Source organism: Streptomyces sp., assembly GCF_035563135.1.
In the GTDB taxonomy this organism is placed as follows: domain Bacteria; phylum Actinomycetota; class Actinomycetes; order Streptomycetales; family Streptomycetaceae; genus Streptomyces.
Window position 1 is genome coordinate 1 of sequence record NZ_DATMVN010000142.1, and the last position, 23,989, is coordinate 23,989.

Annotated in this window: 19 protein-coding genes, 1 tRNA gene and 3 pseudogenes; 7 read left to right on the forward strand and 16 right to left on the reverse strand. The window is 70.5% G+C overall.

Annotated features, from left to right (window positions below; translation table 11 throughout):
- Positions 1-270: 270 nt before the first annotated feature.
- Positions 271-876, forward strand: a complete 606-nt coding sequence (locus tag VN520_RS05905) for an RcpC/CpaB family pilus assembly protein (RefSeq protein WP_325745778.1) — start codon at positions 271-273, stop codon at positions 874-876.
- Positions 877-1,007: 131 nt separating this feature from the next.
- On the opposite strand, the gene VN520_RS05910 is transcribed toward VN520_RS05905, so the two are convergent.
- The 6 genes from VN520_RS05910 to VN520_RS05935 are packed head-to-tail and all read right to left on the reverse strand — an operon-like array spanning position 1,008 to position 6,426.
- Positions 1,008-1,220: a hypothetical protein gene (locus VN520_RS05910; RefSeq protein ID WP_325745779.1), complete on the reverse strand. Its 213-nt coding sequence runs from the start codon at positions 1,218-1,220 to the stop codon at positions 1,008-1,010.
- Between the two features lie 21 nt (positions 1,221-1,241).
- Positions 1,242-1,646 carry a hypothetical protein gene (locus tag VN520_RS05915; protein ID WP_325745780.1) on the reverse strand — a complete coding sequence of 135 codons (405 nt, stop codon included), beginning with the start codon at positions 1,644-1,646 and terminating at the stop codon, positions 1,242-1,244.
- Positions 1,643-2,338: a Rieske (2Fe-2S) protein gene (locus tag VN520_RS05920; protein WP_325745781.1), complete on the reverse strand. Its 696-nt coding sequence runs from the start codon at positions 2,336-2,338 to the stop codon at positions 1,643-1,645. Before VN520_RS05920 ends, VN520_RS05915 begins: the two co-directional genes overlap by 4 nt.
- Complete coding sequence (locus tag VN520_RS05925) at positions 2,335-2,937, reverse strand: 4Fe-4S dicluster domain-containing protein (protein ID WP_325745782.1); 603 nt, start codon at positions 2,935-2,937, stop codon at positions 2,335-2,337. The genes VN520_RS05920 and VN520_RS05925 overlap by 4 nt, the downstream gene beginning before the upstream one ends.
- Before the next feature lie 7 nt (positions 2,938-2,944).
- Positions 2,945-5,269 (reverse strand): molybdopterin oxidoreductase family protein, encoded by a 2,325-nt coding sequence (locus VN520_RS05930; protein WP_325745783.1) that lies wholly within the window; start codon positions 5,267-5,269, stop codon positions 2,945-2,947.
- Positions 5,266-6,426 carry an MFS transporter gene (locus VN520_RS05935; protein WP_325745784.1) on the reverse strand — a complete coding sequence of 387 codons (1,161 nt, stop codon included), beginning with the start codon at positions 6,424-6,426 and terminating at the stop codon, positions 5,266-5,268. The genes VN520_RS05930 and VN520_RS05935 overlap by 4 nt, the downstream gene beginning before the upstream one ends.
- A gap of 169 nt (positions 6,427-6,595) precedes the next feature.
- On the opposite strand from VN520_RS05935, the gene VN520_RS05940 reads away from it, so the two are divergent.
- Both VN520_RS05940 and VN520_RS05945 read left to right on the forward strand, forming a co-directional pair.
- A complete protein-coding gene (locus VN520_RS05940) occupies positions 6,596-7,729 on the forward strand; it encodes a P1 family peptidase (RefSeq protein ID WP_414719774.1) in 1,134 nt (377 codons plus the stop codon).
- A gap of 130 nt (positions 7,730-7,859) precedes the next feature.
- The gene (locus VN520_RS05945) at positions 7,860-8,606 is read left to right on the forward strand and encodes a DUF6227 family protein (RefSeq protein WP_325745785.1); all 747 of its coding nucleotides are present in this window, start codon (positions 7,860-7,862) and stop codon (positions 8,604-8,606) included.
- 48 nt (positions 8,607-8,654) lie between these two features.
- Here VN520_RS05945 and VN520_RS05950 read toward each other — a convergent pair.
- Together VN520_RS05950 and VN520_RS05955 are read right to left on the reverse strand one after the other, a co-directional pair.
- Positions 8,655-9,179: pseudogene (locus VN520_RS05950) on the reverse strand (MFS transporter); the annotation flags it as partial.
- A 228-nt stretch (positions 9,180-9,407) separates the two neighbouring features.
- The gene (locus VN520_RS05955; protein WP_325745786.1) at positions 9,408-10,409 is read right to left on the reverse strand and encodes a sigma-70 family RNA polymerase sigma factor; all 1,002 of its coding nucleotides are present in this window, start codon (positions 10,407-10,409) and stop codon (positions 9,408-9,410) included.
- A gap of 147 nt (positions 10,410-10,556) precedes the next feature.
- Here VN520_RS05955 and VN520_RS05960 point away from each other — a divergent pair, with 147 nt between their 5' ends.
- Positions 10,557-11,138 (forward strand): GNAT family N-acetyltransferase, encoded by a 582-nt coding sequence (locus VN520_RS05960; protein ID WP_325745787.1) that lies wholly within the window; start codon positions 10,557-10,559, stop codon positions 11,136-11,138.
- Here the strand turns inward: VN520_RS05960 and VN520_RS05965 are convergent.
- Positions 11,086-11,834: pseudogene (locus tag VN520_RS05965) on the reverse strand (DODA-type extradiol aromatic ring-opening family dioxygenase). The gene VN520_RS05960 and the pseudogene VN520_RS05965 overlap by 53 nt on opposite strands.
- Positions 11,835-12,017: 183 nt before the next feature.
- Here VN520_RS05965 and VN520_RS05970 point away from each other — a divergent pair.
- A complete protein-coding gene (locus VN520_RS05970) occupies positions 12,018-12,530 on the forward strand; it encodes a MarR family winged helix-turn-helix transcriptional regulator (RefSeq protein WP_325745788.1) in 513 nt (170 codons plus the stop codon).
- A gap of 168 nt (positions 12,531-12,698) precedes the next feature.
- On the opposite strand, the gene VN520_RS05975 is transcribed toward VN520_RS05970, so the two are convergent.
- Positions 12,699-14,219, reverse strand: coding sequence for an MFS transporter (locus VN520_RS05975; RefSeq protein ID WP_325745789.1), 1,521 nt, complete (start codon positions 14,217-14,219; stop codon positions 12,699-12,701).
- Positions 14,220-14,416: 197 nt separating this feature from the next.
- A complete protein-coding gene (locus VN520_RS05980; RefSeq protein ID WP_325745802.1) occupies positions 14,417-15,082 on the reverse strand; it encodes a TetR/AcrR family transcriptional regulator in 666 nt (221 codons plus the stop codon).
- A gap of 264 nt (positions 15,083-15,346) precedes the next feature.
- Between VN520_RS05980 and VN520_RS05985 the strand changes: the two genes are divergently transcribed.
- Positions 15,347-16,624 carry a M6 family metalloprotease domain-containing protein gene (locus VN520_RS05985; RefSeq protein ID WP_325745790.1) on the forward strand — a complete coding sequence of 426 codons (1,278 nt, stop codon included), beginning with the start codon at positions 15,347-15,349 and terminating at the stop codon, positions 16,622-16,624.
- A gap of 345 nt (positions 16,625-16,969) precedes the next feature.
- Here VN520_RS05985 and VN520_RS05990 read toward each other — a convergent pair whose 3' ends face one another.
- The 3 genes and pseudogenes from VN520_RS05990 to VN520_RS06000 form a co-directional block, all read right to left on the reverse strand.
- Entirely contained in the window at positions 16,970-19,060 is a 2,091-nt protein-coding gene (locus tag VN520_RS05990) for a HelD family protein (RefSeq protein ID WP_414719776.1), read from the reverse strand.
- Positions 19,061-19,088: 28 nt separating this feature from the next.
- Positions 19,089-19,469 carry an MFS transporter gene (locus tag VN520_RS05995; protein WP_325745791.1) on the reverse strand — a complete coding sequence of 127 codons (381 nt, stop codon included), beginning with the start codon at positions 19,467-19,469 and terminating at the stop codon, positions 19,089-19,091.
- A 444-nt stretch (positions 19,470-19,913) separates the two neighbouring features.
- A pseudogene (locus VN520_RS06000) lies at positions 19,914-20,036 on the reverse strand (ISAs1 family transposase); the annotation flags it as partial.
- A gap of 785 nt (positions 20,037-20,821) precedes the next feature.
- On the opposite strand from VN520_RS06000, the gene VN520_RS06005 reads away from it, so the two are divergent.
- A tRNA-Arg gene (locus VN520_RS06005) sits at positions 20,822-20,894 on the forward strand.
- 139 nt (positions 20,895-21,033) lie between these two features.
- Here the strand turns inward: VN520_RS06005 and VN520_RS06010 are convergent.
- Both VN520_RS06010 and VN520_RS06015 read right to left on the reverse strand, forming a co-directional pair.
- The gene (locus VN520_RS06010; RefSeq protein ID WP_325745792.1) at positions 21,034-21,906 is read right to left on the reverse strand and encodes an oxygenase MpaB family protein; all 873 of its coding nucleotides are present in this window, start codon (positions 21,904-21,906) and stop codon (positions 21,034-21,036) included.
- A gap of 171 nt (positions 21,907-22,077) precedes the next feature.
- Entirely contained in the window at positions 22,078-23,913 is a 1,836-nt protein-coding gene (locus VN520_RS06015) for an MFS transporter (RefSeq protein WP_325745793.1), read from the reverse strand.
- Positions 23,914-23,989: the final 76 nt, after the last annotated feature.

Genomic DNA, 23,989 nt, shown 5'->3' on the forward strand with positions numbered 1-23,989 from the left:
ACGGCCGGTTCGCGGCACGGCCGGTTCGTGTCCTGTGGGCTGCCGACTCGTGCGGAGGTGGTGGGCCGCGCTCGAACTCGAAGGGGACGGAGGCGCAGGCACGGGGCGGCGAGCACACACAGGACCGTGAGTTCGCTCGAACGGATGACCGAGTTATCCACATCGTGTGCGCTGTCCACAGGGCCGAGCGGGATTTCCGCGGAGGGTGGATCGTGAGGCGAGTCCTGCGGACATCCCGCAGGACTCCCCTCACGGCAGGTGGTGTTGGCCATGTCCCCTTCGGTCCCCGATACGCATCCCGCGCCTCCCGCGCCCTGCGGCGTCCCGTCCTTCGGGCCTCTGCGCGTGCGGGGCGGCGGTGCGCGACGACTACGGCGGGCGCTCCGCGGCCGCCGCCGGGCGCTGGCCGCCGGCTTCGCACTGGCCTCCGCCGTGCTCGCCGCTTCGGGGCCGGGCGGTGAGAGAGGGGCGACCGCCCTCTCCGGGGGTGCGCCACCGGGGTCTGAGCGGCGGGCCGTACGGCTGGTGTCCGCCCCGGTGCGGATCGCCGACGCGGCGACGGTCGGGCTGCTGCGGCCCGGCGACCGGGTCGATGTGATCGCCGCCGCGATCGACGGGGACGCGGAGGCCAGGGTGGTGGCACGCGACGTGCGAGTGGCGGAGATCCCGCGCGGTGGGGGTGGCGGGGAGGCGTCGTCCCCGGACGAGGAGGCATCGTCCCCCGGCGGGGAGGCGTCGTTCCTGGAGGCCCGCGGAGGGGCGGGCGTGGGCGGCGGCGCGCTGGTGGTCCTGTCCGTGGAGCGGGACACCGCGGCTGTCCTGGCAGGTGCCGGCGCTTCGGGGCGGCTCGCGGTGGCGGTGTCCCATGCCGAATAGGACGGGTATCGCGTCAGCTCACCCTTCCGCTGGAGGTGAGCGAGCTGGAGGTGCTGAAGGAGATCCGGGACACACGCCTCGTCCAGGGGGGGCCAGGCGTGGTCAGCCGGAACCGTCGTCGGCCGCCGGCGTCAGATGTGGTGGGGCGGCTTCTCGTCGAGGAAGCGCGCCAGGTCGGCCGCGCCGCCGCCTGCCGGAGCCCGCTCGCCCCACCCCTGGTCCGTGTCGTCCGAGGACTGCCGGTCCAGCGGATCGTCGAAGATCAGAGCCGGCGGCACGGGCCTGGACTCCTGCTGCGGCTTCGGCTCTCGTGGGCCAGGGGCGGGGGCGGGGGCGGCGCTCATGCCTCCAGGGTACGGCCGAGCTCAGCGGTCCTGCGGGTCGAGCAGCCACAGCCCCAGCACGACGAGGAACGACAGGCACAGAAATCCGGCGCCCCACCAGGCGGTGCCCGTGTCACCCTCCATCCACACGTTGACGACCTCCGTCAGAGCCCACAGCTGTCCGATGACGACGCTCATCGCCAGCACCAGCCGGGCCGTCAGCTTCGCGGATCGCTCGGGCTCCTGTTCCGTACCAGCCCCGGGGCCCGGGCCGGTGTGACGCACCCTCGGATCGGCATAGCCGCTGGTGGGCCGAATCTGGGGGTAGCGCTCATGGACGGGCCGGTTCAGCTCGGCACGCGCGCTGCCCGGGTGGTATTCGGGATAGGCCGAGCCCTGAGGCCTGGAGGGCCGGGGCGGCTCGACCGGGTCCAGGGGCTCGGTCATGGCTGCCTCCCCGGGGACGCGGCGTCGGACGCGGCGGGCGCGGATGGCGCCTCGGCGCCGCCTCCGGTACCGGGGCAGCCGATCCGGGCGGCGAGGTCAGGGCGGTCCTCACCGAGCTGACGGCACAGCCCCTCCTCGACGCTCTCGCCGGAGCGGGTGGTGCCCACGGCCCAGATGCTGCCGTCCTCCAGCTCGGTCAGGGCCACCTTGGGCAGCCCGCGGGGCGGAGGTCCGGCCGTGACCTCACCGGTGCGGGCGTCGAAGACTCCTTCATGGCAGGGGCAGTACAGCTCGCCCTCCGTACCGCGCTCCTTGCGCCAGAGCACGGCGCAGGCCAGGTGCGTACAGACGGCGGAGTAGCCGACGAGAGTGCCGTCGTCCATCCTCACGGCGACCGCCCGGTCCTCGTCGCCCGGGTAGCGGAAAGCGAGGGATTCACCGGGCAGCAGCTGCGCGGCGATCCGCTTCGGGGCCGGTGCCTTCCCGTCCTCCGTCTCCCCGTGCCGGTGGAGGATGCCGCCCGCCACGGCCAGCCCGCCCACGGCGAGGCCGCCGGAGACGGTGGCCACGATCCGGAGGTAGTCGCGCCGGGTGGTCAGCGTGTCGGCGGCGATCCTGTCGTGCAGTGCCTCGCGGGGGTCGCCTCCCGAGCCGTGTTCGGGACCCGGCTGCTGCTGTTCGGTGACGCTCATCGACGGACGTCCTTCCCGTTGATCTCCACGACGGGAAGACCGCCGGGCACCGGCCACTGGACCCGCTCCGCGGGCACGACCATGGCCACGCCGGTGCGGACCTCGCTCTCACCGAAGACGAAGGTGTCGGCGACCTGCACCCCGGGGCGTTCCGCCTGGAGCTCCTCGATGGTGCCGTAGTAGAGGGCCCCGGTCGGGCAGACGGTGGCGCACATGGGGGCCAGCCCGTAGGCGGTGCGGTCGTAGCAGAGGTTGCACTTCAGCTGCAGCTTCGCCTCCAGATCGATCTTCGGAACCCCGAAGGGGCAGGCGTTGACGCAGTTGGCGCAGCCGATGCAGCGGGTGGTGTCGGCCTGTTGCACCACGCCGTCGGCGGTGACCAGGATCGCGTCGGCCGGGCAGACCTCGGCGCAGGGGGCCACCGGGTCCTCGCAGTGCATGCAGACCGTGGGAAGGGAGGCGACGGAGGAGCCCTCGTCCGTGTAGTCGAGGTGGATCATCGATTTGCCACGGTGGGAGTCGCATTCCCGGCAGGCGGAGACACAGGCCTGACAGCCGATGCAGCGCCCCGGGTCGATGAACATCGTTCTGCCCATCATCCGGGCATCAGCTCCTCTCCGAGGTGCCGCGGCCCTGCGGGGCCGTGGGTGGCAGCGGGTCGGTACGGGAGACCTGGGTCTCGGGGTAGGCGACATGACCGGGCGCGACCGGAGGCGCGGGGACCTCGTCGATCGTTCCGGCATGCTCGATGCGGCAGGCGCAGACCTTGTACTCGGGGATCTTGGAGCGGGGGTCGAGGGCGTCGATGGTGAGTGCGTTGGCCGCTGTGGGGACGGGCCAGTGATAGGGGATGAACACCGTGTCGGGCCGGATCGCCTCGGTCACCAGTGCGGGGAACACCTCGCTGCCGCGCCGGGTGACGACACGGACGGGTTCGCCGTTGCGGAAGCCGTGGGAGGGGTGGACCTCGGCCCAGGGCCGCGGGGTCTGCTCGACGAGGCCGCCCAGCCGGCGCGTCTGGTTGCCGGAGAGGAAGTGGGCGACGGTGCGTCCGGTGGTCAGCGTCATCGGGTACTGGGCGTCGTAGGGGTCCGCCGGGGGGTGCCACTCGACGACCTGCATGTGGATCTTGCCGTCGGCGTGGTAGGTCGTACCGTCCTCGAACAACCGGGGGGTGCCGGGGTGCTCGGTCGACGGGCAGGGCCAGGAGATCCCGCCGGTCTCCTCCAGCCGTTCGTAGGTGATGCCGGAATAGTCGATGACGGTGCCCGCGGAGGCCCTGCGCAGCTCGTCGAAGACGTCGCGGGTGCGCTCGAAGGCGAATTTGTCGCCGGCACCGAGGCGGCGGGCGAGCTCGCACATCACCCAGGTGTCGGTCCGCACACCGACGGGCGGTTCCTGCGCCTTGTTGTGCTTGACCACGCGGGCTTCGGCGTTGGCCATCACGCCCTCGTCCTCGGCCCAGACGGTCACAGGGAAGACGACGTGTGCGTTGGCGGCGGTCTCGGAGAGGAAGAAGTCGAACTGGGCGTGGAATTCGGTGGTGTCGTACCCCTCCTTGACCACGGCGTAGTTGGGGAGGGAGACGAAGGGGTTGTTGCAGATGCCGATCAGGCCCCGGATCTCCTGGCGCTGCATCTGCCAGACCATTTCCATCATGGACGTGCCCGCGCCCGGCAGTTCGGATTCCTCGATGCCCCAGATTTCGCAGATCTGCCGGCGGTGCTCCTCGTTGAGGATCGAACGCCCGCCGGGAAGGAGGTCCGATTTCTGGCCGTGCTCACGGCCTCCCTGGCCGTTCCCCTGACCGGTGAGGGTGCCGTAACCGGCGCCCGGCTTGCCGAGGTGCCCGGTGGCGGTGCACAGGTTGATCACGGAGAGGCAGTTCTCGACGCCCTGGGTGTGGTGCTCGATGCCCCTGGCGTGAAAGGCCATGGCCTTCGGCGCCCGTGCGAAGGCGCGGGCCACCTGGACGACCTGCTCCGCGGGGATCCCGCAGATCTCGGCGGCGCGGGACGGGGGGTAGTGGGCGACGTTGGCCTTGACCTCCTCCCAGCCGGCGGCGTGGGCCGCGAGGTAAGCCTCGTCGGTGAGACCCTCCTCGATGACGACGTTCAGCACGGCGTTGAAGAAGGCGGAGTCGGTGCCCGACTTGAGCGCGACGTGGATGTCGGCGGTGCGTGCGACCGCCGTCTCGCGTGGGTCGACCACGATCAGGGTGGCGCCGCGGTCCCGGGCCCCCCAGACGTACTGGGTCAGCACCGGGAAACACTCGCCGACGTTGGCGCCGGCGAGCAGCAGGCAGTCGGTCAGCAGGATGTCGGAGAAGGGGTTGCCGGCCCTGTCGATGTTGAAGGCGAGCTTGTTGGCGCCCGCGGCACTGACCATGCAGAGCCGGCCGTTGTAGTCGACGTGCCGGGTCTTGATCGCCACCCGGGCGAACTTGCCGACCAGATAGGACTTCTCGGTGAAGAGGCTGGCCCCGCCGAGCACCCCGAAAGCGTCGTTCCCGTGCTCCCGCTGGATGCGCTTGATCTCGGAGACCGTGAAGTCGAGTGCCTCGTCCCAGGAGACCTCGCGCAGCTCCTCGTCGCGGGAGCGGCGCATGAGGGGCGCGGTGAGCCGGTCGGGGTGGTTGACCTGCTGGTAGGCGTGGATGCCTTTGGGGCAGAGCCGCATGCGGTTGATGTCGTGGTTGCGGGGTTCCACGCCGAAGACCTTGCCGTGCCGGTCCACGCGCAGGTACATGCCGCACTGGACGCCGCAGAAGCAGCAGTGGGTGGGGACCAGCGTTTCGCCGTGCTGGTCGGCGTGCCACTTGTCGGCCGGGATCCCGCCCGCGTCGCGGAACCCCTGGGAGCCCGGCGGTGCGATCACGGGGTCGAGGGGGAGCACCGTACGACGGTCGGCTGCGCGTGGATCTGCGGTCACTTGTAGCCCTTCTTCACCTGGGAGAGATAAGCGTTGCCGCGCAGCACCCGCTTGCAGCGCGGGCAGTACTCGGCCCATCGGTCGAAGCCGAGGTCGAGGTCGCGCATGGTGCCCCTCAGGTTCTCGACGTACGCCCCCGTGTCGATGGGCTCCTCGCAGCGACGGCAGGCGAAGACGTCGTCGCCCTGCCGCGACGTGTACTTGAAGAGCTGCATGCCGACCGCTGCCGGACGCTGCACGATGTGGAAGAACTTCCCGAACGGGATGTAGATGAGGGTGAAGACCACCGACACCATGTGGAGGATCGCCAGGAACTCGTAGCCTCCGCCGTGCAGGAAGATCGAGGAGAAGGTGAGCAGCAGCCCGGTCACGGAGATGATGATCAGGGCGAGCAGCGGCACCATGTCGTAGGCGAAGCGCTGTCCGGTGATGGCCCCGCGGTCCTTCATCCTGCGCCAGAGGAAGTACCCCGCGCCGGGGATGACCAGCACCGCGGCGATGTCCAGGCCGTGGAACATCAGCCAGCCGACGATGTTCAGGGAGTCGAATCCGATGATCTTGACGCCCCACATGCGCATCTCGTAGCCGGGCCCCGAGCCGCTGCCCGAGGTGAAGGTGAACCAGCCCCAGGTCAGCGGGAAGGTGATCAGTGCGGCGAGGATGCAGCCCCAGAAGATCAACTGGTGGGCCGCCCAGCGGGTGTGGGAGCGGGCGCCGAGGAATTTCTGGAAGCCCAGATAGGTCGCGGTCATCTTCGGCAGGGCGGTGGGCGCCTTGCGGAAGTTCTCCTTCGAGAACAGGCTGCGCCAGCCGTTCCTGAAGAGCCGCCGGGCGCCCGGGGCCGAGACCCAGACCGTGTAGCGGTAGGCGACGCCGAAGGCGAGGAAGACGCTGGCCACGGCGTACGGAAGGAGGGCGGAGTCGAAGTCGCGCAGCATCCGGCTGCCGAACACGATCGCGAGGATCAGCAGCGCGGAGACGACGGCACCGGCCAGGGCCGCCCTGCCGTTGACCGACCGCGGAAGTGCTTCCACGGCCTTCGCGACGGCGGCGGAGCCCCGGGCCGGTTTCCGGAGGTCCGGACCGCCGGGGGGATCGGTATGCGCACCGGGGTCGGGTCGCTCCGCTGCGGCGCGCGCTTCTGGTGGCTCGGTCACCCCGTCACCGTAGGTCCGAAACGTGCGTATAGACCGGTTTTGGGCATCGAAAGGGTGAGCGCGTCGTTCCTTCCCGGCCCGGCCGTCGGCGGATGTACGTTCGCCGGAAGGCGGCTCGCGCCCGCCGCCGCGCCGATGCCCGACGCCGCACATCCCGGAGGAGCTTGTGATGCCCGAAGAGCTTGCGATGCCCGACGACGTACCCCTTTCCGGTCCGCTGGACGCGCTGACGGACGTGGCGGGGATCCGCGTCGGGCATGCGGCGGTGCCGGGCGAGGGCGCGCTGAGCGGGACCACCGTCGTCCTCGCTCCCGAGGGCGGGGCCGTCGCGGCGGTCGACGTGCGCGGGGGCGGCCCCGGCACCAGGGAGACGGACGCCCTCGATCCGCGCAATCTGGTGCAGCGGATCGACGCGGTCGTCCTGACCGGCGGCAGCGCGTACGGACTCGACGCCGCTTCCGGCGTGATGGCCTGGCTCGAGGAGCAGGGGCGTGGTGTCCCGGTCGGACCGGACCCCTCCCAGGTGGTGCCGGTGGTGCCGGCGGCCTGCCTCTTCGATCTGGGCCGGGGCGGCGACTGGCGGGCCCGCCCCGACGCGTCGACCGGCCGCTCCGCCGTGCGGGCCGCCGCCGCTTCGGCTCCGGGTACCCAGGTCCCCGAGGGCACGGTGGGCGCCGGCACGGGGGCGGTGGCCGGGCAGATCAAGGGCGGCGTCGGTACGGCCAGCGTGCGCCTGGCCTCCGGCACCACGGTCGCCGCCCTGGCCGTCGTCAACGCGGCGGGCTCCGTCGTCGATCCTCGGACGGGGGTGCTGTACGGGGAGTACGGCTCGGGAGAGCCGCCCGTGCACCCCGCGCCCCCGGTGCACGAGGCCGCGCGCCGGCGGCTGGCGGAGATCCGGGGCACGCGGGGAAAAACGGCGGAAGCGGAAGGGAAGGGCCCGCGGACGAGCGGCGTCTTCAACACCACGATCGCCGTCGTCGCCACCGACGCCGCCCTCACCCGCGCCCAGGCGCAGAAGCTCGCAGGCACGGCGCACGACGGGCTCGCGCGCGCCGTCCGGCCGGTCCACCTCCTCACCGACGGAGACACCGTCTTCGCGCTCTCCACCGGCACCCTGCCGCTGCCTCCGGAGCCCGTGGCCGCACTCGACGCCATCCTGGCGGCGGGGGCGGACGCCCTGGCCCGCGCCATCGTGAAGGCCGTCAGGGCGGCCCGGGGAGTCGACGGGCCGGGAGGCGCGTTCCCGTCGTACAGCGAGCTCTACGGCGCGCCCCGACAAGGCCGGGAACCTCTGGCGTGACCTCCCGGACAGGCGGGGAACTTTCCGCGTACGCGGTACGTTTTTCGCGAACCCCGGTCACGATGTCAGACCCAGGGACTACGTTATGCACGCATCAGGTAACACGCGGCGACGGCCTGGAGACAGCACCTTGAGCGATCCGTACGAGACAACCGAGCAGCACCTCGAGCGACTCCTGCGATGCGCCCTCAACTCCTTCGACCTGTCCGACACCACGGTCGACCGACTGGGGACGGCGCTGGCGCACAGCAGCGCCCTGCACTCGTCCCACCACAGTTCCGTGCTGCACCGGGAGACCTACCGGCACACCTACCTGCTCTCCGACGGCACCACGCTCTCCCTGTGGGAGCTGGTGCACGGCGGCGGCAGGGACGTCCCCGCCCCGCCCCGCCACGAGCTGTACGACGACGAGGGCGACGCGCAGATCGCCGCCGCTCGCCTCGCCGGCGGCTTCTGGGACACCCCCGCCCTCGGCGACGAGAGCCTCCGGGAGGACATGGAGGCGCTCGCCCTGCTCATGAGCGTCCCCCCGGCTCCCCTGCCCCGCATGTACGCACAGGACAATTCGGCGGACCACGCCCGCCGCGTCCTGCGCCGCGCGGAGAACGGCGACCGGCCCGGCGCCGGGACCGCCGGGCTCCTCCGGGCGGCCTTCGCCCACCACATCACCCAGGTCTTCGGCCGCCAGTGCCGCGTCGACGGACGGGACGCCGGTTTCACACTCTACGAGCACGCCTTCCTCCTCCTGGACGGCAGCGAGACGAGCCTGTGGGAGGTCGAGCACACGGCGACGCCCGACGGCCGCCACATGTGCGAGGTGTACGACGACGAGCAGACCGCACGCCTGGCCATGGAGAGCCGGACCCGCATCTGCTGACACGGCGGCCCGCTCACCGTCGCGTCAGCTCGTCACCTCGCCACCGCTTCAGCTCGTCAGCTCGGGCTCCTTCACCCTCGCGTCGTCCTGAGCCTGTACGGGTTCCGTGCCGTCCCCGCCGCCCTCCGGATGCACCTGCGGTCCGGCGGGCAGGGCGAACATCACGAGGAAGATCACCGCGAGCACCCCGGCCACCCACCACAGCGACTGCTGGAACGCGTCCACGAACGCCGCGCCCCTCGCCTCCCGTGGCAGCCGGCCGCTGATCGAGCCGAAGAAGACGACCGGGACGAGGCCGAGCCCCAGCGCCGTACCCATCTGCTGCACGGTGTTGATCAGCCCTGACGCCGGTCCGGAGTGCTCCTTCGGCACTCCGGAGAGCACCGCGTCCGTCAGCGGGGCCACGATCAGTCCCATGCCCACGCCCATGGCCACCAGCGGGAGTGCCATCTGCCAGGGGTTGATGTCCAGCCCGTACCGCCCGGCCTCCCAGACGCAGAGCGGCAGCCCGGTGATCATCAGCAGCGCGCCCGCCTGCAGGACCTTGCGGCCGAAGCGGGGCACCAGCTTCTGTGACTGCGAGTTCGAGGTGCACGGGCCGGCCCACCTGGTGGAGCACCTCAGCGGCCTGGGTGCCCGGCTGAACCGCGCCGCGTCACCCGGGCCGACGCGGCGGGGCTGACATGGATGAGCCCCGGCGCCGGGGGGGGTGGGCGCCGGGGCTCAGCTCAGGGGACCGGAAGGAGACCGGTCGTCGGGCCGGTGCGAACCGGCTTGATGGGGAGATTACGGGTTATCGGCTCACGCCGCAGCGTCAAAGCCCGTGTCGTGAGCCATTCGCTTCAATTCGAGCAATGCGTGCTTCTCGATCTGGCGGATCCGCTCCCGTGTCAGACCGTGCTGCTTGCCCACCTCGGTGAGGGTCCGCTCCCGGCCGTCCTCGATCCCGTAACGCATCTTGATGATGGAGGCGGTGCGGTGGTCGAGCTTGCCGATCAGGTCCTCGAGCTCCTCGCTGCGCAGCAGGGTCATCACCGACTGCTCGGGAGACACGGCGGAGGTGTCCTCCAGCAGGTCCCCGAACTGCGTGTCGCCGTCGTCGTCCACGGACATGTTCAGGCTGACCGGGTCGCGGGCCCAGTCCAGGACGTTGCCGACGCGCTCGGCGTTGGAGTCGAGCTCGGCGGCGATCTCCGCGTGCTCGGGGTCGCGGCCGTGCTCACGGTTGAATTCGCGCTGCACGCGCCGGATCCTGCCGAGCTCCTCCACGAGGTGGACGGGGAGCCGGATCGTGCGGGACTGATCGGCGATGGAACGGGTGATGGCCTGCCGGATCCACCACGTGGCGTACGTGGAGAACTTGAAGCCCTTGGCGTAGTCGAACTTCTCGACCGCGCGCACCAGGCCCGCGTTCCCCTCCTGGATCAGATCGAGCAGGGGCAGGCCCGCCCTCGGGTAGCGCCTGGCCACGGCAACGACGAGACGGAGGTTGGAGCGGATGAATACGTCCTTGGCGCGCTCGCTCCGGGCGACGAGCGCTTCGAGCTCCTCACGCGTCGCTCCGCCGGCATCGCTCTCGACCTCGCCTGCGAGGATCTGCTGGGCGTAGACGCCCGCCTCGATGTCCTGCGAGAGCTCGACCTCCTTGGCGGCGTCGAGCAGCGGTGTGCGAGCGATCTCGTCCAGGTACATGCCGACCAGGTCGCGATCGGCGATCTCCCCGCCCACGGCGCGAACACTGCTTGCCCGGTCGGTCCCGCCGGTGCTGGCGGACGAACGACGGGCGACGGCACGGGTTGCCATGCGTGCTCCCTTGCTGAGTAGGTCGCGACACCCTTCCGGGTGCCCTGCATCCGATGGAAACAACGTCTGGAATCCGGACAGAATTCCCACGATGCCCGTTCAATTTCGCGATCATGCAGTACCCTGTCCGCCCCCGGAGGAGGACAGATGCCGCACATACCCACAGAAGTGCAGGTCAGGCCGGGCATGGAAACCGACCTGCGGACCCTCACGGACATCTACAACCATTACGTCCTCGAGACCGCGCTCACATTCGACACGACTGCCTTCACTCCTCAGGAGCGTCTGCCCTGGCTGCGCTCCCATCCGGAGGACGGCCCCCACAGACTGCTGGTTGCTCTGGATCCGGATACCCGGCACGACGCTCCGCATGTCCTCGGCTATGCCACGAGCAGCCCGTACCGCCCGAAGGCGGCTTACAGCACCTCGGTGGAGGTGAGCGCCTACGTCACCCCCGGGGCCACGGGCCGCGGCGTCGGCACCCTCCTCTACAAGGCACTGTTCGAAGCACTGGCCGACGAGGACATCCACCGCGCCTACGCCGGGATCGCGCAGCCGAACGAGCCGTCGGTCCGACTGCACGAGGCCTTCGGTTTCCGCCACATCGGTACGTACACGGAGGTGGGCCGGAAGTTCGGCCGGTACTGGGACGTGTCCTGGTACGAGAAGGCGTTGATCAGCCGGACCGCACCGAGCGCTTCGCCAGGCCCATCCGGAAGCCGTCGATGACACCGCGCCCCCGGCCGAGATCCCCTTCGGCCGCTCCGAGCGTGACGAACAGCGGCGCGAAGTGCTCGGTGCGGGGATGGGCGGGCCTGCCCGCCGGCGAAGCGTGCCCGAAGTCCAGCGGTGAGTCGATGTCCTGTGCCTGGAGCGCCCGGTGCCCCCAGTCCTCGAACTCCGCCGACCAGCCGGGGGTGCCGCCACCGGTGTGCCGCAGCGCCGCCAGGTTGTGCGTGAAGAAACCGCTGCCGACGATCAGCACACCCGCGTCACGCAGCGGGGTCAGCCTGCGCCCGACAGCCATCAGCCTCTGCGGGTCGAGCGTCGGCATCGAGAGCTGGAGAACGGGGATGTCAGCAGCCGGGAACATCTCGACCAGCGGTACGTACGCCCCGTGGCCGAGCCCGGGGCCGGGGATGTCCCGCACCGGGGTTCCGGCGCCGCACCGCACCTGGCAGTAGTGCGGGGGGAATCCCCAGAAGTCGCGGACCAGCGGCACGGTCCCGGTGGCGCCGAGGGCGAGCGGGGCCTCCTCCCGGTGCGCGGAGACCATCAGGATCGCCCCGGGGCGCGGCAGCCTCCGCCGACCAGGCGGCCAGCCGGCCAGTCGGCCAGTCAGCCGGGCCAGACGGGGTCATCGGCGAGCGGCGGGGCACCGGGGGGAAGGTAAAGGGCGGGCATGCGTTCCGCGGTGACTGCCATGACACTCCCATTCCTCTGCCGGTCAAGGTATGTGTGTTCTCTACAGGTACCGGGCACAGGCAACTGCGCAAGCACCGGGGATTCGGCAGATCGGCTCTATGGGCTCAAGTGTTTGAATCTTCAAGTTCCAACTCCCGGAGGCCTTAGCTCTATCTAGTTCAACTTTCAAGAAAAGGTCGTACAGTGGAGTACATGACCACGGCATCCCCCGGCGGGCCCCGGTGGCTCACCGACGAAGAGCAGAGCGTGTGGCTCGCCTATCTGCACGCCACCACGCTCATGGAGGACCACCTCGACCGCCAGCTGCAGCGCGACGCGGGCATGCCGCACACCTACTACGGCCTGCTCGTCAACCTCTCCCAGGCCCCCCGGCGACGGAAGCGCATGACCGAGCTGGCCAAGGACGTCAAGATCACTCGTTCCCGCCTCTCGCACGCCGTCGCCCGGCTGGAGAAGAACGGCTGGGTACGCCGCGAGGACTGCCACTCCGACAAGCGCGGCCAGAACGCGATCCTCACCGACGAGGGCTACGACATGCTGGCGCGGTCAGCACCAGGACACGTCGAAGCCGTACGGCAGGCGATGTTCGACCGGCTCAGTGCTCAGCAGATACAGAGCCTCGGCGAGATCATGCAGGTCCTCGCCAACGGCCTGCAGCCGGAAGACGCGGACGCGGATCTGCCCTGGCTCCGCTGAGCGGAGCCAGGGCAGACAGGCCGGGACCGGCACCGACACCGTCAGGCGGCACACCGGCCGGCCCGGCTCCGGACCAGGCACCCGGTCCGGCGCCCCCGGCCGGTCCGCGCACACGGTCGGTGCGCGAGCACGGCCGGCACGGTCAGTGCGCGAGCACGGCCGGCACGGTCAGTGCGCGACGACCGGGATCTTGAACTCTTCCTCGATCCCGTCCGCCGGCTCCCCCGAGCCGTCGACCGCACCCGTTCCCGGTCGCCCGGTGTTGATCAGGGCCACCGCGATCGCCGAAGCGGCGACCAGGATGCCGACCGCCCACCAGATGGCGCTGGAGAAGCCGGCCACCATGGCCTGGAGCTGGAGCAGCTTCGGGTCGCTCGTACCGGCGGCGTGGTCCGCGATGTACGCGGTGGTGGCGCCGGCGGCGATCGTGTTGAGCAGCGCCGTGCCGATGGCGCCGCCGACCTGCTGCGAGGTGTTCACCATCGCGGAGGCCACACCCGCGTCACGCGGCTCGATGCCGTGCGTGGCCAGCGACATGGCCGGCATGAACGCCGTACCCATGCCCAGGCCCAGCAGCAGCTGGCCGGGCAGGATGACGGCCGCGTAGGACGTGTTGACGTCCAGTTGGGTCAGCAGCAGCATGCCGACGGCCGCCACCAGGAAACCGGGTCCCATCAGCAGCCTCGGCGGGACGCGGGTCATCAGTCGGGTCCCGATCTGCGTCGACCCGGTGATCATGCCCACGATCATCGGCAGAAAGGCGAAGCCGGTCTTGACCGGTGTGTAGCCCTTGACCACCTGCAGGTAGTACGTCAGGAAGAGGAAGAGCCCGAACATCGCGATGATGGCGAGGCCCAGCGAGAGGTAGACCCCTCCACGGTTGCGCTCGGTCAGGACGCGCAGCGGCAGCAGCGGCGACTTCACACGCGCCTCGGTGGCCACGAAGGCCGCCAGCAGCACCGCGGCCGCGACGAACATGCCGACGGTCAGCGAGTCCGACCAGCCGGCCGACTCGGCGCGGGTGAAGCCGTAGACCAGTGCGACCAGGCCGAGGGTGGACAGGACGACGCCAGGGATGTCGAGCGGCGAACGGTTGCGGCTGCCGGCCGGCTCGCGGACGACGAAGTAGGCACCGGCCGCGGCGACGACCGCGAACGGGATGTTGACGAAGAAGGTCCAGCGCCAGTTCAGGTACTCGGTCAGGAATCCGCCCAGGATCAGGCCGACCGCGCCACCGCCGCCGGCGATGGCCCCGTAGATGCCGAAGGCCTTGGCACGCTCCTTGGCGTCCGTGAACATCACGGCGAGCAGGGAGAGGGCCGCGGGCGCGAGCAGTGCGCCGAAGACACCCTGCAGGGCACGGGAGCCGAACATCATCGCTTCGTTCTGGGCCGCGCCGCCGAGCGCGGAGGCCGCGGCGAAACCGAGCAGACCCACGACGAAGGTGCGCTTGCGGCCCCAGAGGTCGGCGATGCGCCCGCCGAAGAGCAGGAGACCGCCGAACGCCAGGGCGTAAGCGGTGATGACCCACTGCTTGTTTCCCTCGGAAATGCCCAGGTCGGTCTGGGCGGAGGGCAGGGCTATGTTCACGATGGTCGCGTCGAGCACGACCATCAGCTGGGCGAGGGCGATGAAACTCAGCGCTTTCCAGCGATTGGGATCCGGAAGAGTACCGGCTGTTTTCGACATGGGAGTAGCCACCTAAGGACACGAAGAGTTACGGAATCGGCGAGTCGGTTACGAACGGACGCGCGGAAGACGACGGAAAAGGGCGGGCGGTACCGAGGGCCGGACCTGCGTGTCAGGGCCGGTCCTGCTTCTGGGCCGGTGTGGGCCGGGAATCTGTGGGCCGGGAGTCTGTGGGTCGTTTCTCCGGTGCGCGGGCGTCAGCACCCGCTGCGCAGATCCTCCAGGGTCGCTGCCGAGCCGGGCAGTTCGGAGCGGGCCGGGGATTCCAGACCGTCCAGGAAGAGCTGCAGATGGCGGTGGGTGAACCGGTCCATGTCCGGGCAGGCGGTGCCGGGCAGGGGCCGGGTGAGCTGGGAGAGGGCGACGAGTACGTCACCGACGGCGATGTCGGCGCGCAGCCGCCCTGCGGACATGGCGCGCTCCACGAGTCCTTCGACGGCCTCTTCGAGGCGCCGGCGCTCGCTGAGCAGTTCGGGGTGGGCGTTGTCGAAGCCGCCGGACAGCATCGGGCACAGGGCCCCGATCCGCTCGTCGGCCGCCGCGTGCACGAAGCGGCTGAGCGCGACGAAGGGGTCGGCCCCGGCCGCGCCGGCCTCCTCCGCCCGATCGGTGGTGCGGGAGGTGACGGCGAGGACGACTTCATGGATCAGAGCCGCCCGGTCGGGGAAATTCCGGTAGAGCGTGGCGTTGCCGACTCCGGCTCTGCGCGCGACCTCGTCGAGCGGCACGTCCGGCCCGAACTCGACGAACATCTCACGCGCGGCCGCCACGATCCGCTCCCGGTTGCGCAGGGCGTCGGCCCGTGGGCGGGTCGTACGGCGCTGCGCGGCACAGGTGGCGGTTCCGGCGACGGGCGACTCCACGACCACGGCCCTTCCCTTCCGGTGTGTGCGGCGGCCCTCCGTCACAACCGGGGACCGAGTCCCCGGTTCCCGAGGACACAGATGCAAACGGGGAAAGGATCCCCGGTTATTTCCTTGCTCCATATGACCTGAATCACACGATCGCCGTGGCGAAAACCCTCCATCGGCGCACCCAGCGAGCGGCCCCCCACGTCCCGGAAGAGGCTGATCGCCAGAGCGCAGCCGGGGCCCGGCCGGCTGCCGCGGACCCGAAGGCGGCGCCCTATGCAGCAGTCACGCCACCGGATACGCGGACGCCGCCGCCCCCTCGTGCTCGCCGGAGCGACAGCCCTGGTCATTGCGACGACAGCATCGGCCAGCACCACCCTCCCCCTCGTCGGCCAGGCCTCCCCGGGGGCCGTGGCCGCACCCCGCGGGACCGGCCTCGCACCGTGCCGCATACCCACGGCGATGGGCGTGCAGATGTCGGAGGGCATGCCGACACCACCCGGCTACGCACGCTCCACCGGCCGGATCAGAGCCCTCAACCTGATGATCGACTTCCCCGACGCGCAGGCGACGGAACCGGCGGCGGACCGGCTGGCGGAATTCTTTCCGCAGACCTCCGACTGGTTCCGCACCAGCTCCTACGGCCGGCTCGTCTACCGGCCCGAAGCCCCCGTGGGCGACTGGCTGCGGATGCCGCTGCCGTTCTCCGAGTACGGGATAGAGCGCGGCGCCCCGTATGAACCGGGCTACCGCAAGATGGTCGAGGACCTGGTGACCGTCGCCGACCCGAAGGTCGACTTCTCGGAGTACGACCTGGTCAACGTGCTCGTCACCCCGAACGCCGGCCCCTCCGCGCTGGACACCGTCCTGTCGGTGACCTTCGCCGGCAACGACGACGCCCCGACCGCCGACGGCGTCCCGCTCACCCACACGTCCTTCATCTACAGCCGCCAGGACGACGGATCGGGATCGTACGAGGAGACCGGCTACCGGGTCCTCCCCCACGAGAACGGCCACGTCTTCGGGCTGCCCGATCTCTACACGATGGAGGGCGGCGGCTCCGTGGGGCACTGGGACATCATGTCCGAGGACTGGGGGGCCAACAACGACCTCCTCGGCTGGCACAAGTGGAAGCTCGGCTGGCTGGGCAACGAACAGATCAGCTGCGCCGCCATGCCCGGCACCAGCGAACACGTTCTCGAACCGCTGGCCACGGCAGGGGGGCCGAAGCTGGCTTTCGTGCCGGTGAGCGCGCAGTCCGGCTACGCGGTGGAGGTACGGACCGCGGAAGGCAACGACGAAGCGGTCTGCCGGCCGGGAGTACTCATCTACAAGGTGAGCTCCGACGTCGACACGGGCCAGGGCCCGGTCTCCGTCGAGGACAGCCAGGAGGAGAGCGGTGGCTGCACCCGGCGGCCCAATGTCCACGCCGAACTCTCCGACGCCCCGTTCGAACCCGGCGAGACGTTCAGCGACCGGCCCAACGGCATACGCATATCCGTGCTGGCGAAGCACGCCGACGGCCACTACCGGGTACGGATCACCCGGCCGTGAGCCCTGCATGTCGTCGACCAGGCCGCTGATGACCGCAGGCCCGCGCCCCCGCGCGCGTACTCCCGGGCCGCGCCGCGCAGCTCCCGCCTGAGGATCTTCCCCGTGGCGTCACCCGGCAGCGGCTCCTGCGCCACCAGCACATGGACCGGGACCCTGAACGCCCCGGAGCTCGACGGACGGCTTCGTCCTGCTGCGCGAAGGGGAGCCGGACATCGTCGGCCCGGGCCAGGCCGCGTGGTGCCGGGTGCGGGCGCGAGCGGTGAGGCGATGCGCAGGCCCGTGCGGGCGGGCCGGTGTCTGTACCGTGCCGGTGGCGCCCGCGGTGACACCGCGGGCGCCGAGTCGTCAGGCGGACTGGACGGCGATGGTGCAGAGGCGCTTGGTGGCCCGGGTCAGAGCTACGTACAAGTCCCTTTCCCCACCGGGACGGGCCGTGATGATTTCCTCGGGGTTCATGACGACGACCCCGTCGAATTCGAGGCCGCGTGCTTCGGACGCCGGCACGACGCGTGCGTGGTGAGCGATGCCCTGCGCCGTCAGCTCGCCCACCCTGGTGTCCGCGCAGATCACTCCCAGGAGCTCGCCCGGGTGCGCGGCGCTCTGGGCGCGGAGTTCCTGGACGGCGGCGGTGACCAGTCCGTCCGGAGGTGTGGTCACGGTGCGAGGGCTCTCACCGCTCCGCAGGGACCGGGTGGGCTTCTGGTCCGGAGCGATCCGCGTGAGCAGGTCCCGGACACTCTCCAGGATCTCCTGCGTGGTGCGGTAACTGACGGTCAGGTTGTGGAGTTTGAACCGCGGTCCGACGTGGGGGCTCAGTGCTTCCTTCCAGTCGCGTGCTGTCGCGACCGGGCCCGCCTGGGCGAAGTCACCCACCAGCGTCATCGCCCTTGCCGGGCAGCGGCGGACGATCATCCGCCACTGCATGGCGGTCAGTTCCTGGGCCTCGTCGACGACGACGTGCCCGTACGTCCGCTCCGGGGGGCCGTCGACCAGGCTCGCCGCCTCGTCCAGCAACGGCACATCGGCATCGGTCCACGGGGCGTCCGGACCGCGCAGCAGAAGGGACCGCTCCCGCGCGGTCAGGCGGGGCAGGTGCTCGGCGAGAGCGTCGGCGTTCGTCAGGAGCGCCTTCACGAGGTCACCGGGTACCAGGCGCGGCCACAACCCCTCGACCGCCCGGTCGACGCCGGCGTCGTCGAGGAGATCGGCTCGGACGGCGTCCAGGTCCAGCTCGTGAACCGGACCCGGAGCAGCCGCGCCTTCGACACGGCGCTGGGCGACGCCCGTGAACCGGTCGAGGTCGATGCCCGTCATCCTTTCGGCATCGGCGTCGATCTGCTCCAGGACGTCGCTCATGTCTCGTTGCATCGCGTCGGTGACGGCGTCGACCAAGAGCTCTTTGAACGCCTGGCGCGCGGGGTTGTGCCCCGGCGCGGCTCTTGTGGCGGCCTCGCGTGCCATGGCGACTTCCTCGCCGGAGAGGCGAACCAGTTCCTGTCCGACCCGCACGGTGAAATCACCGGCGGGGGCCTGGTGGACGCGTATCAGGCCGGCCAGGGCGTCGGCGAGGCCGGAACTGCCCTTGAGGCGCGCCGTGTCGAACGGGTCCACCGTGTCCACCGTGTCCGTGGACACTCCGGCCAATTCCCGGCAGGTCGCCAGAACGACGTCGTTCTCTCCGAGCGAGGGGAGGACCTGGGCGATGTAGTCGAGGAACCGGGTGTTCGGACCCACCACCAGGACCCCCTCCTGCGCGGCGCGCGGGAACGCGTACAGGACATAGGCCGCCCGGTGCAGGGCGACCACTGTCTTGCCGGTGCCGGGCCCGCCCTGCACCACGGTCACCCCTCGGTGGGCGGAGCGGACGATCTCGTCCTGCTCGGCCTGCAGCGTCGCGACGGCCGCCTGCATCCTGCCCGTACGCCGTGCCGACAGAGCCTCGGTCAACGGGCCGTCCCCCACGACGTCCTCGTCGGTCGGGGCGGTCCCGTCCAGGAGTTCGTCGCTCACCGAGACGACGGTGCGCTCCTCGAGGCGCAGGTGCCGGCGCCGCCGCAGGCCCATCGGGTGGACCGGTGTCGCCTCGTAGAAAGGCCGCGCCGCGTTCGCGCGCCAGTCCACGAGCAGAGGCAGGTCGTCCTCCTCCGTCTGCAGTCCGATCCGCCCGATGCGCAGAGCCATGCCATCCGCCCAGTCGATGCGCCCGAAGACCAGCCCCTTTTCGGCGCCCTCCAGCCGGCCGATCTCCTTGGCCAGCCGCTCGGCGGCGATTTCTCTCTCGTATGCCTCACCGGCGCTTTCCGCCTTGGTCTTCAGCACACTCGCCCGGCTCTCACGGGCCTCGGAAATCCGTCCGGTGAGCAGCTTGTACAAGGAGGACACATAATCCCGCTCCGATTCGACCTCACGCACAGCGGGATCAATTATTTTCGACAACCGGGGGCTCCTTCGGTCCGAACAAAACTTATGTGGTGAATTTTCCCGCTGCTGCCGAGCACACCGCCCGGCCACGGACGGCAGGCAGCCGGCTCGCCTCGCCTGCGTACGCCGCCCGGACCGAGGACCCGGCAAAGATCACCAAGCCGATTGCGAGCACATTCCGGCGGCCGAAGCTGTCGCCCATTGCACCGGCGGTGAACATCAAGGTCGCGAAGACCAGGGCGTGTGTGCCGGTGGCCCATTGCAGTTCGGCCGGGCCGGGACCCAGTCCGCGGGCCGGGTCGGCAAGGGGCTCCAGGGTGATACTGAGAGCGGTGTTGTCCAGCCAAATCAGCAGCGAACACACCATGAGAACGAAAAGAATTAACCGCTGCCTGGATTTCGGCAACGCGGGAGGCGCGGTCATGACCACCTTCGAATACAGCTCGGCGGAAACTTGAAACGCGACTATAAGCAGGCCCCGCAACGCTGTCAAGCTCATAATTTCTCGCCGACGCTGTTGCCACCGGGCGAACCATATGCCTCCAGCGGATTTGCAGCCTGAACACTTTTGTGTCTCCGCAGGATTTGCAGACCGACTGGTTTTCTGTTCTCACGGATTCCCGAATCGGAAGATTTCACCTCCGGCAGTGGTTGCAACTGAATGGTTTTTCTGCCTTCGGTGAACTGTCGTACCGCGTCCTGCGCCCCCGGCCCGGTGCCCGGGACAAGGCGTTCTCAGGCTGCGAGCCGGAGCATGGCGGCAGCGGGACGGGGGGGCGACCTGTGGTGATCGGCTGCGGCGGCACCATCGGTCCGGCCTGCTCAGCGCATGCGTCCGATGGCCGGATTGCACAGGGCGGCCATGAGGCAGGGTGGCCGTGGCACGGGGCACGGCACCGGTGCGTACTCGCGAGGCGTCCTCGCCGCACGTGACGTCCCGGATGTGGTGCAGGGCCTCGGCCGACCAGCGATTCCGGGCGAGTTCGGCGAGTTGCACCGCGCCGGCCGGCGTCTCGGTCGCACCGAATGCGGGGCCCGCACCGGGCTCCCGGAAAGGAACCGGCCGGGCGTTGGCTCTGCGCACCGGACATGGCCGTCTTCGCAGGCCATGTGCTGCCGGCCTTGCGGAGCGATGCGGTGACCGGCCAAGAAGGCGGCAGTACCGCTTGCTGCGGCGTCGAGAGGCCAGACACGGAGCAGGTCGGCCGAGACCGACCGACCGAGACCGTTCGGAGGCGCTCGGCGGTGGTTGCGACGAGGTCTACTCCTTCGGTCTCGTGGTTCCCCGCATACACATGGCCGGAAGGCGGCCTCCTGATCAAGTTCTCTTCCGTGGATCCGCGTGCTCGCGCGGGTGTGCCGGCGCCCTTGCAGCGATCCGCGCTTCGGTATCAGCCAGGCGGCAGGTGATCCGGCCCGGCGCGCTCCGCGGAGAAGGCCGGCGACGGTCATTCCGCCACCTGGAACGACCTCGGCTCCACGTCCGCCACGGAACGGACGAACCGAACTTCCGACTCCGCGCAGACCGAGACGAACACCAACCGGCCCCGCACGGAAAGTTGCAGGTCACACCCTTCACAACACCCCAGCCCCCGTACTCCGCACCACTGCTCCGCCCCGATCCGCTACGCTGTTCACGTCAGCGGTCAGGTCGCGCCAGATGTCCGCCCGGGGAACCGTGGCGAGCATCAGCACACCCCCACTGGCCAGCGGGCTTGTACATCTCGGCTGAAGATCCACTCGCTGGGTTTTCTCCCAGGTTTTTCACAAGCTCCAGCCTTCGTAGCTCAGGGGATAGAGCACCGCTCTCCTAAAGCGGGTGTCGCAGGTTCGAATCCTGCCGGGGGCACAGCAGGAAGGGCCGGTTCGGAGGTGTGATCCTTCCGGGCCGGCCCTTCGCCGTAGCGGGGGCCGCGTCCCGCATGTGCCGCGTGTTCTCCGCGCCGGATCCTTCGTGTCCTTCCCGTACTGCCTCCCCGGCCCCGGGCTCACGGCGTCCGGGGCGGTGGAGTCATGGCCCAGCGGATCGCGGCGGTCAGTGCGTGTCCGGTCGGGGTTATGCAGGCTTCGGCCGTGCCGGACAGCCGGGGCAGCTCCAGCGATGTGCGGGCCCATCGGGGGAGAGCGGCGACCGCGTTGGCGGCGAGGACTGCGTAGGGGGCTCGGGCGGCCCAGGGCAGAGGCGGGCGCAGCAGGATGAAGCGTGCCGCCTCGCGTGCTTCGAGGGTCGGGCGCAGTTCACCGCGGTACGCACCGAGGCGGGCGGTGAGTTCCGTGCGCGTGCGCGGGGGATCGATGACGCCGAGTGCTTCCGCCACGCGTGCCGTGTCGGCGATGTAGCCGTCGTACCCGGCGGCGTCCAGCGGTTCGGCTCCGAAGCGCTGGTGGGCGAGCAGGAAGCTCTCGACCTCGGCCACGTGCACCCAGCCGAGCAGGTGCGGGTCGGCCGCGGCGTAGCGCTCTCCGGACGGGGCCGTTCCGCGCACCTGGCCGTGTACGGAGCGCACCCGGTCGACCGCCTGCTGTGCGTGGTCCGCCGTTCCGTATGTGGTCACCGCGAGGAAGGTGCTGGTGCGCTGGAGCCGCCCCCAGGGATCGCCGCGGTAACCGGAATGGGCCTCTACGGCAGCCATGGCCAAGGGGTGCAGGGACTGGAGCAGGAGCGCCCGGAGCCCGCCGATGAACATGGACGCATCGCCGTGCACGATACGGATCGGCCGGTCCGGGCCGAACCAGCGCGGGCCGGGTGTCCCGTGTATGCGGGCACGGTTCTCCGGTCCGGCGGGGCCGGCGACCCGGGCGAAGAGAGCGCTGCCCAGCCGTTCCCGCAGGCGGGGTGCGGCACCCGTGGACGCGTCCATACGACCAGTATGCGCTTGCTGGCAGGGCTTGGTCAGCGACGTCGTCGTGTCGGTGCCGCGCCCGGAAGGGACCAGGCCCGGCAGCGGGCCGAGGGGTTCGCCGACGCGATGCCGGCACCTCGTGGCAGCCCGCCTTGCCGGTGCTGTCCGCCCGGAGAGAGGCTCCCCGCACTATCGGCGCAGTTCCTCGGGGCACGGCGTGCCCGGCTGGAGCTGGTACGGCGCGGCCAGGCGGTAGACGCCCGGGCGGGGCGCGAGGAGCTCGGTCCACTCGTCGCCTTCCCCGTCCTCCTCCACCTTGATCAGGCAGCCGTGGGCGTTGGTGAAGTCCTTCGGGGCGCTGCTGTCCTCCGCCGAACGCTTCTTGGAGGCTTCCGTCTCCTGCGGCCGCTCCACGCTCTTGCCCTCGTCGTCCACGACGGCGAGCCACCGGGAGTACGGGATGCGGATCAGGACGCGGCCCGCCGACTGCACGCGGATCGTCAGCTCGTCATCACCGGCCCGCTGCACCGTCGCGGGCGGATCGGCGAGCGGCACCGGGTCCAGGACCCGGAACAGCTTCCAGTTGGCGTCGCTCCAGACCGCCTTCAGATAGGGCTGCCCCTTCTCGACGAGCGCCGCCTCCTGCTCACCCCCGGAGTCGGGTTTGCCGGTCGGCAGCACCACGTAGTGGACGGCCCAGCGGTCCAGCCACTCGCGGTAGTTCACGGCGTTGAGGGTGTCGTCGTAGAAGAGCGGATTGCGCTTCATGTCGGCCTGCCGGTTCCAGCCACGGGCCAGATTCACGTACGGCGCCAGTGCCGAGGCCTCGCGGTGGCTGCTGGCGGGCACCACCTCGACCCGGCCCCGCTCCGCCCCGGCCTCTTGGAGCTGGTTGACCAGGGGAGCCAGCTCGCGCGCCCACGACGCGGTGGGCGCGGTGCGCACGATGTCGTCCACGCCCTTGAAGCCGATCCAGAAGTTCAGCCCGGCGAAGGCGAGGACCAGGGCGTACCAGCGGCGGGTGCGCGGGGCCGTGTAGGGCAGTGCTGCCAGCAGCACGACGCCGGCGAACAGCATCGCCATGCGCGACACGTTCGACCCGATCTGCGAGTCGATGACGTACGTGAGGAGTGTGCCCACCCCGTACACGGCGGCGGCCGTGCGGACGGTGTGCCAGTCCCGGGGGACGAGGAAGAAGACCAGGACGGCGAAGGCGAACGGCAGCGACAGGGTCCCGAGCGACATCGGCTGCGTGCCCGAGAAGGGGAACCACCACGAGGAGAGGGCCACCACGGCGACGGGCGGCAGGCCGACCGCGTACGCACCGGGGCGCCGTTTGTTCAGGAACAGCGCCGCCGCGACCACGCCGAGGAAGAGCCCGGCGACCGGGCTGCCCGCCGTCGCGAGGCCGGCCAGGGGCGCCGCGACGACCGCCTTCGCCCACCGCTTGCGACGCCAGCGGTGCGGCCAGCAGAACACCGCGACAACGGCTCCCAGGGCGAACATCATGCCGAGCCCGAACGTCACCCGGCCGGACAGCGCGTTGCACAGGTACGCGAAGACTCCGGCGAGCGCACACGCGAGGGGGTTACGGACGGCGGGCACCCGCACCAGGATCAGGGCGGTGAGCGCCGAGGAGAGGGTGCCGGCGACCATCATCGTCGTACGGACGCCGAGCACCGACATCAGGTAGGGCGACACCACGCTGTACGAGACGGGGTGCATGCCCCCGTACCAGGCGAGGTTGTACGCGGTACCGGGGTGGCGGCCGACGAACTCGGCCCAGGCGTCCTGGGCGGCGATGTCGCCGCCGCTGTTGGCGAAGAAGAAGAACCAGAGCAGGTGCACGGCCGCGGCGACCGCAGTGGTCAGCAGGACCGGGTGGCGCCGGAGGCGGCTGCGTATCGACCCGCCGTCACCGTCACCGTCGCCGCCTCCGGCCGCCTGGGCCGGGATCCGGACGGAGAGGCCTTCGTCGGCGGGCAGCGGGCCGGCGTTCGCCCGTGTCGGCTCAGCGGTGGTCACTGCGACTCTCCCCGTCCCTGCCCAGGCCTGCCGAACCGTCCATGTACCGCACGGGCCTCATCCGTATGCGGAGGGA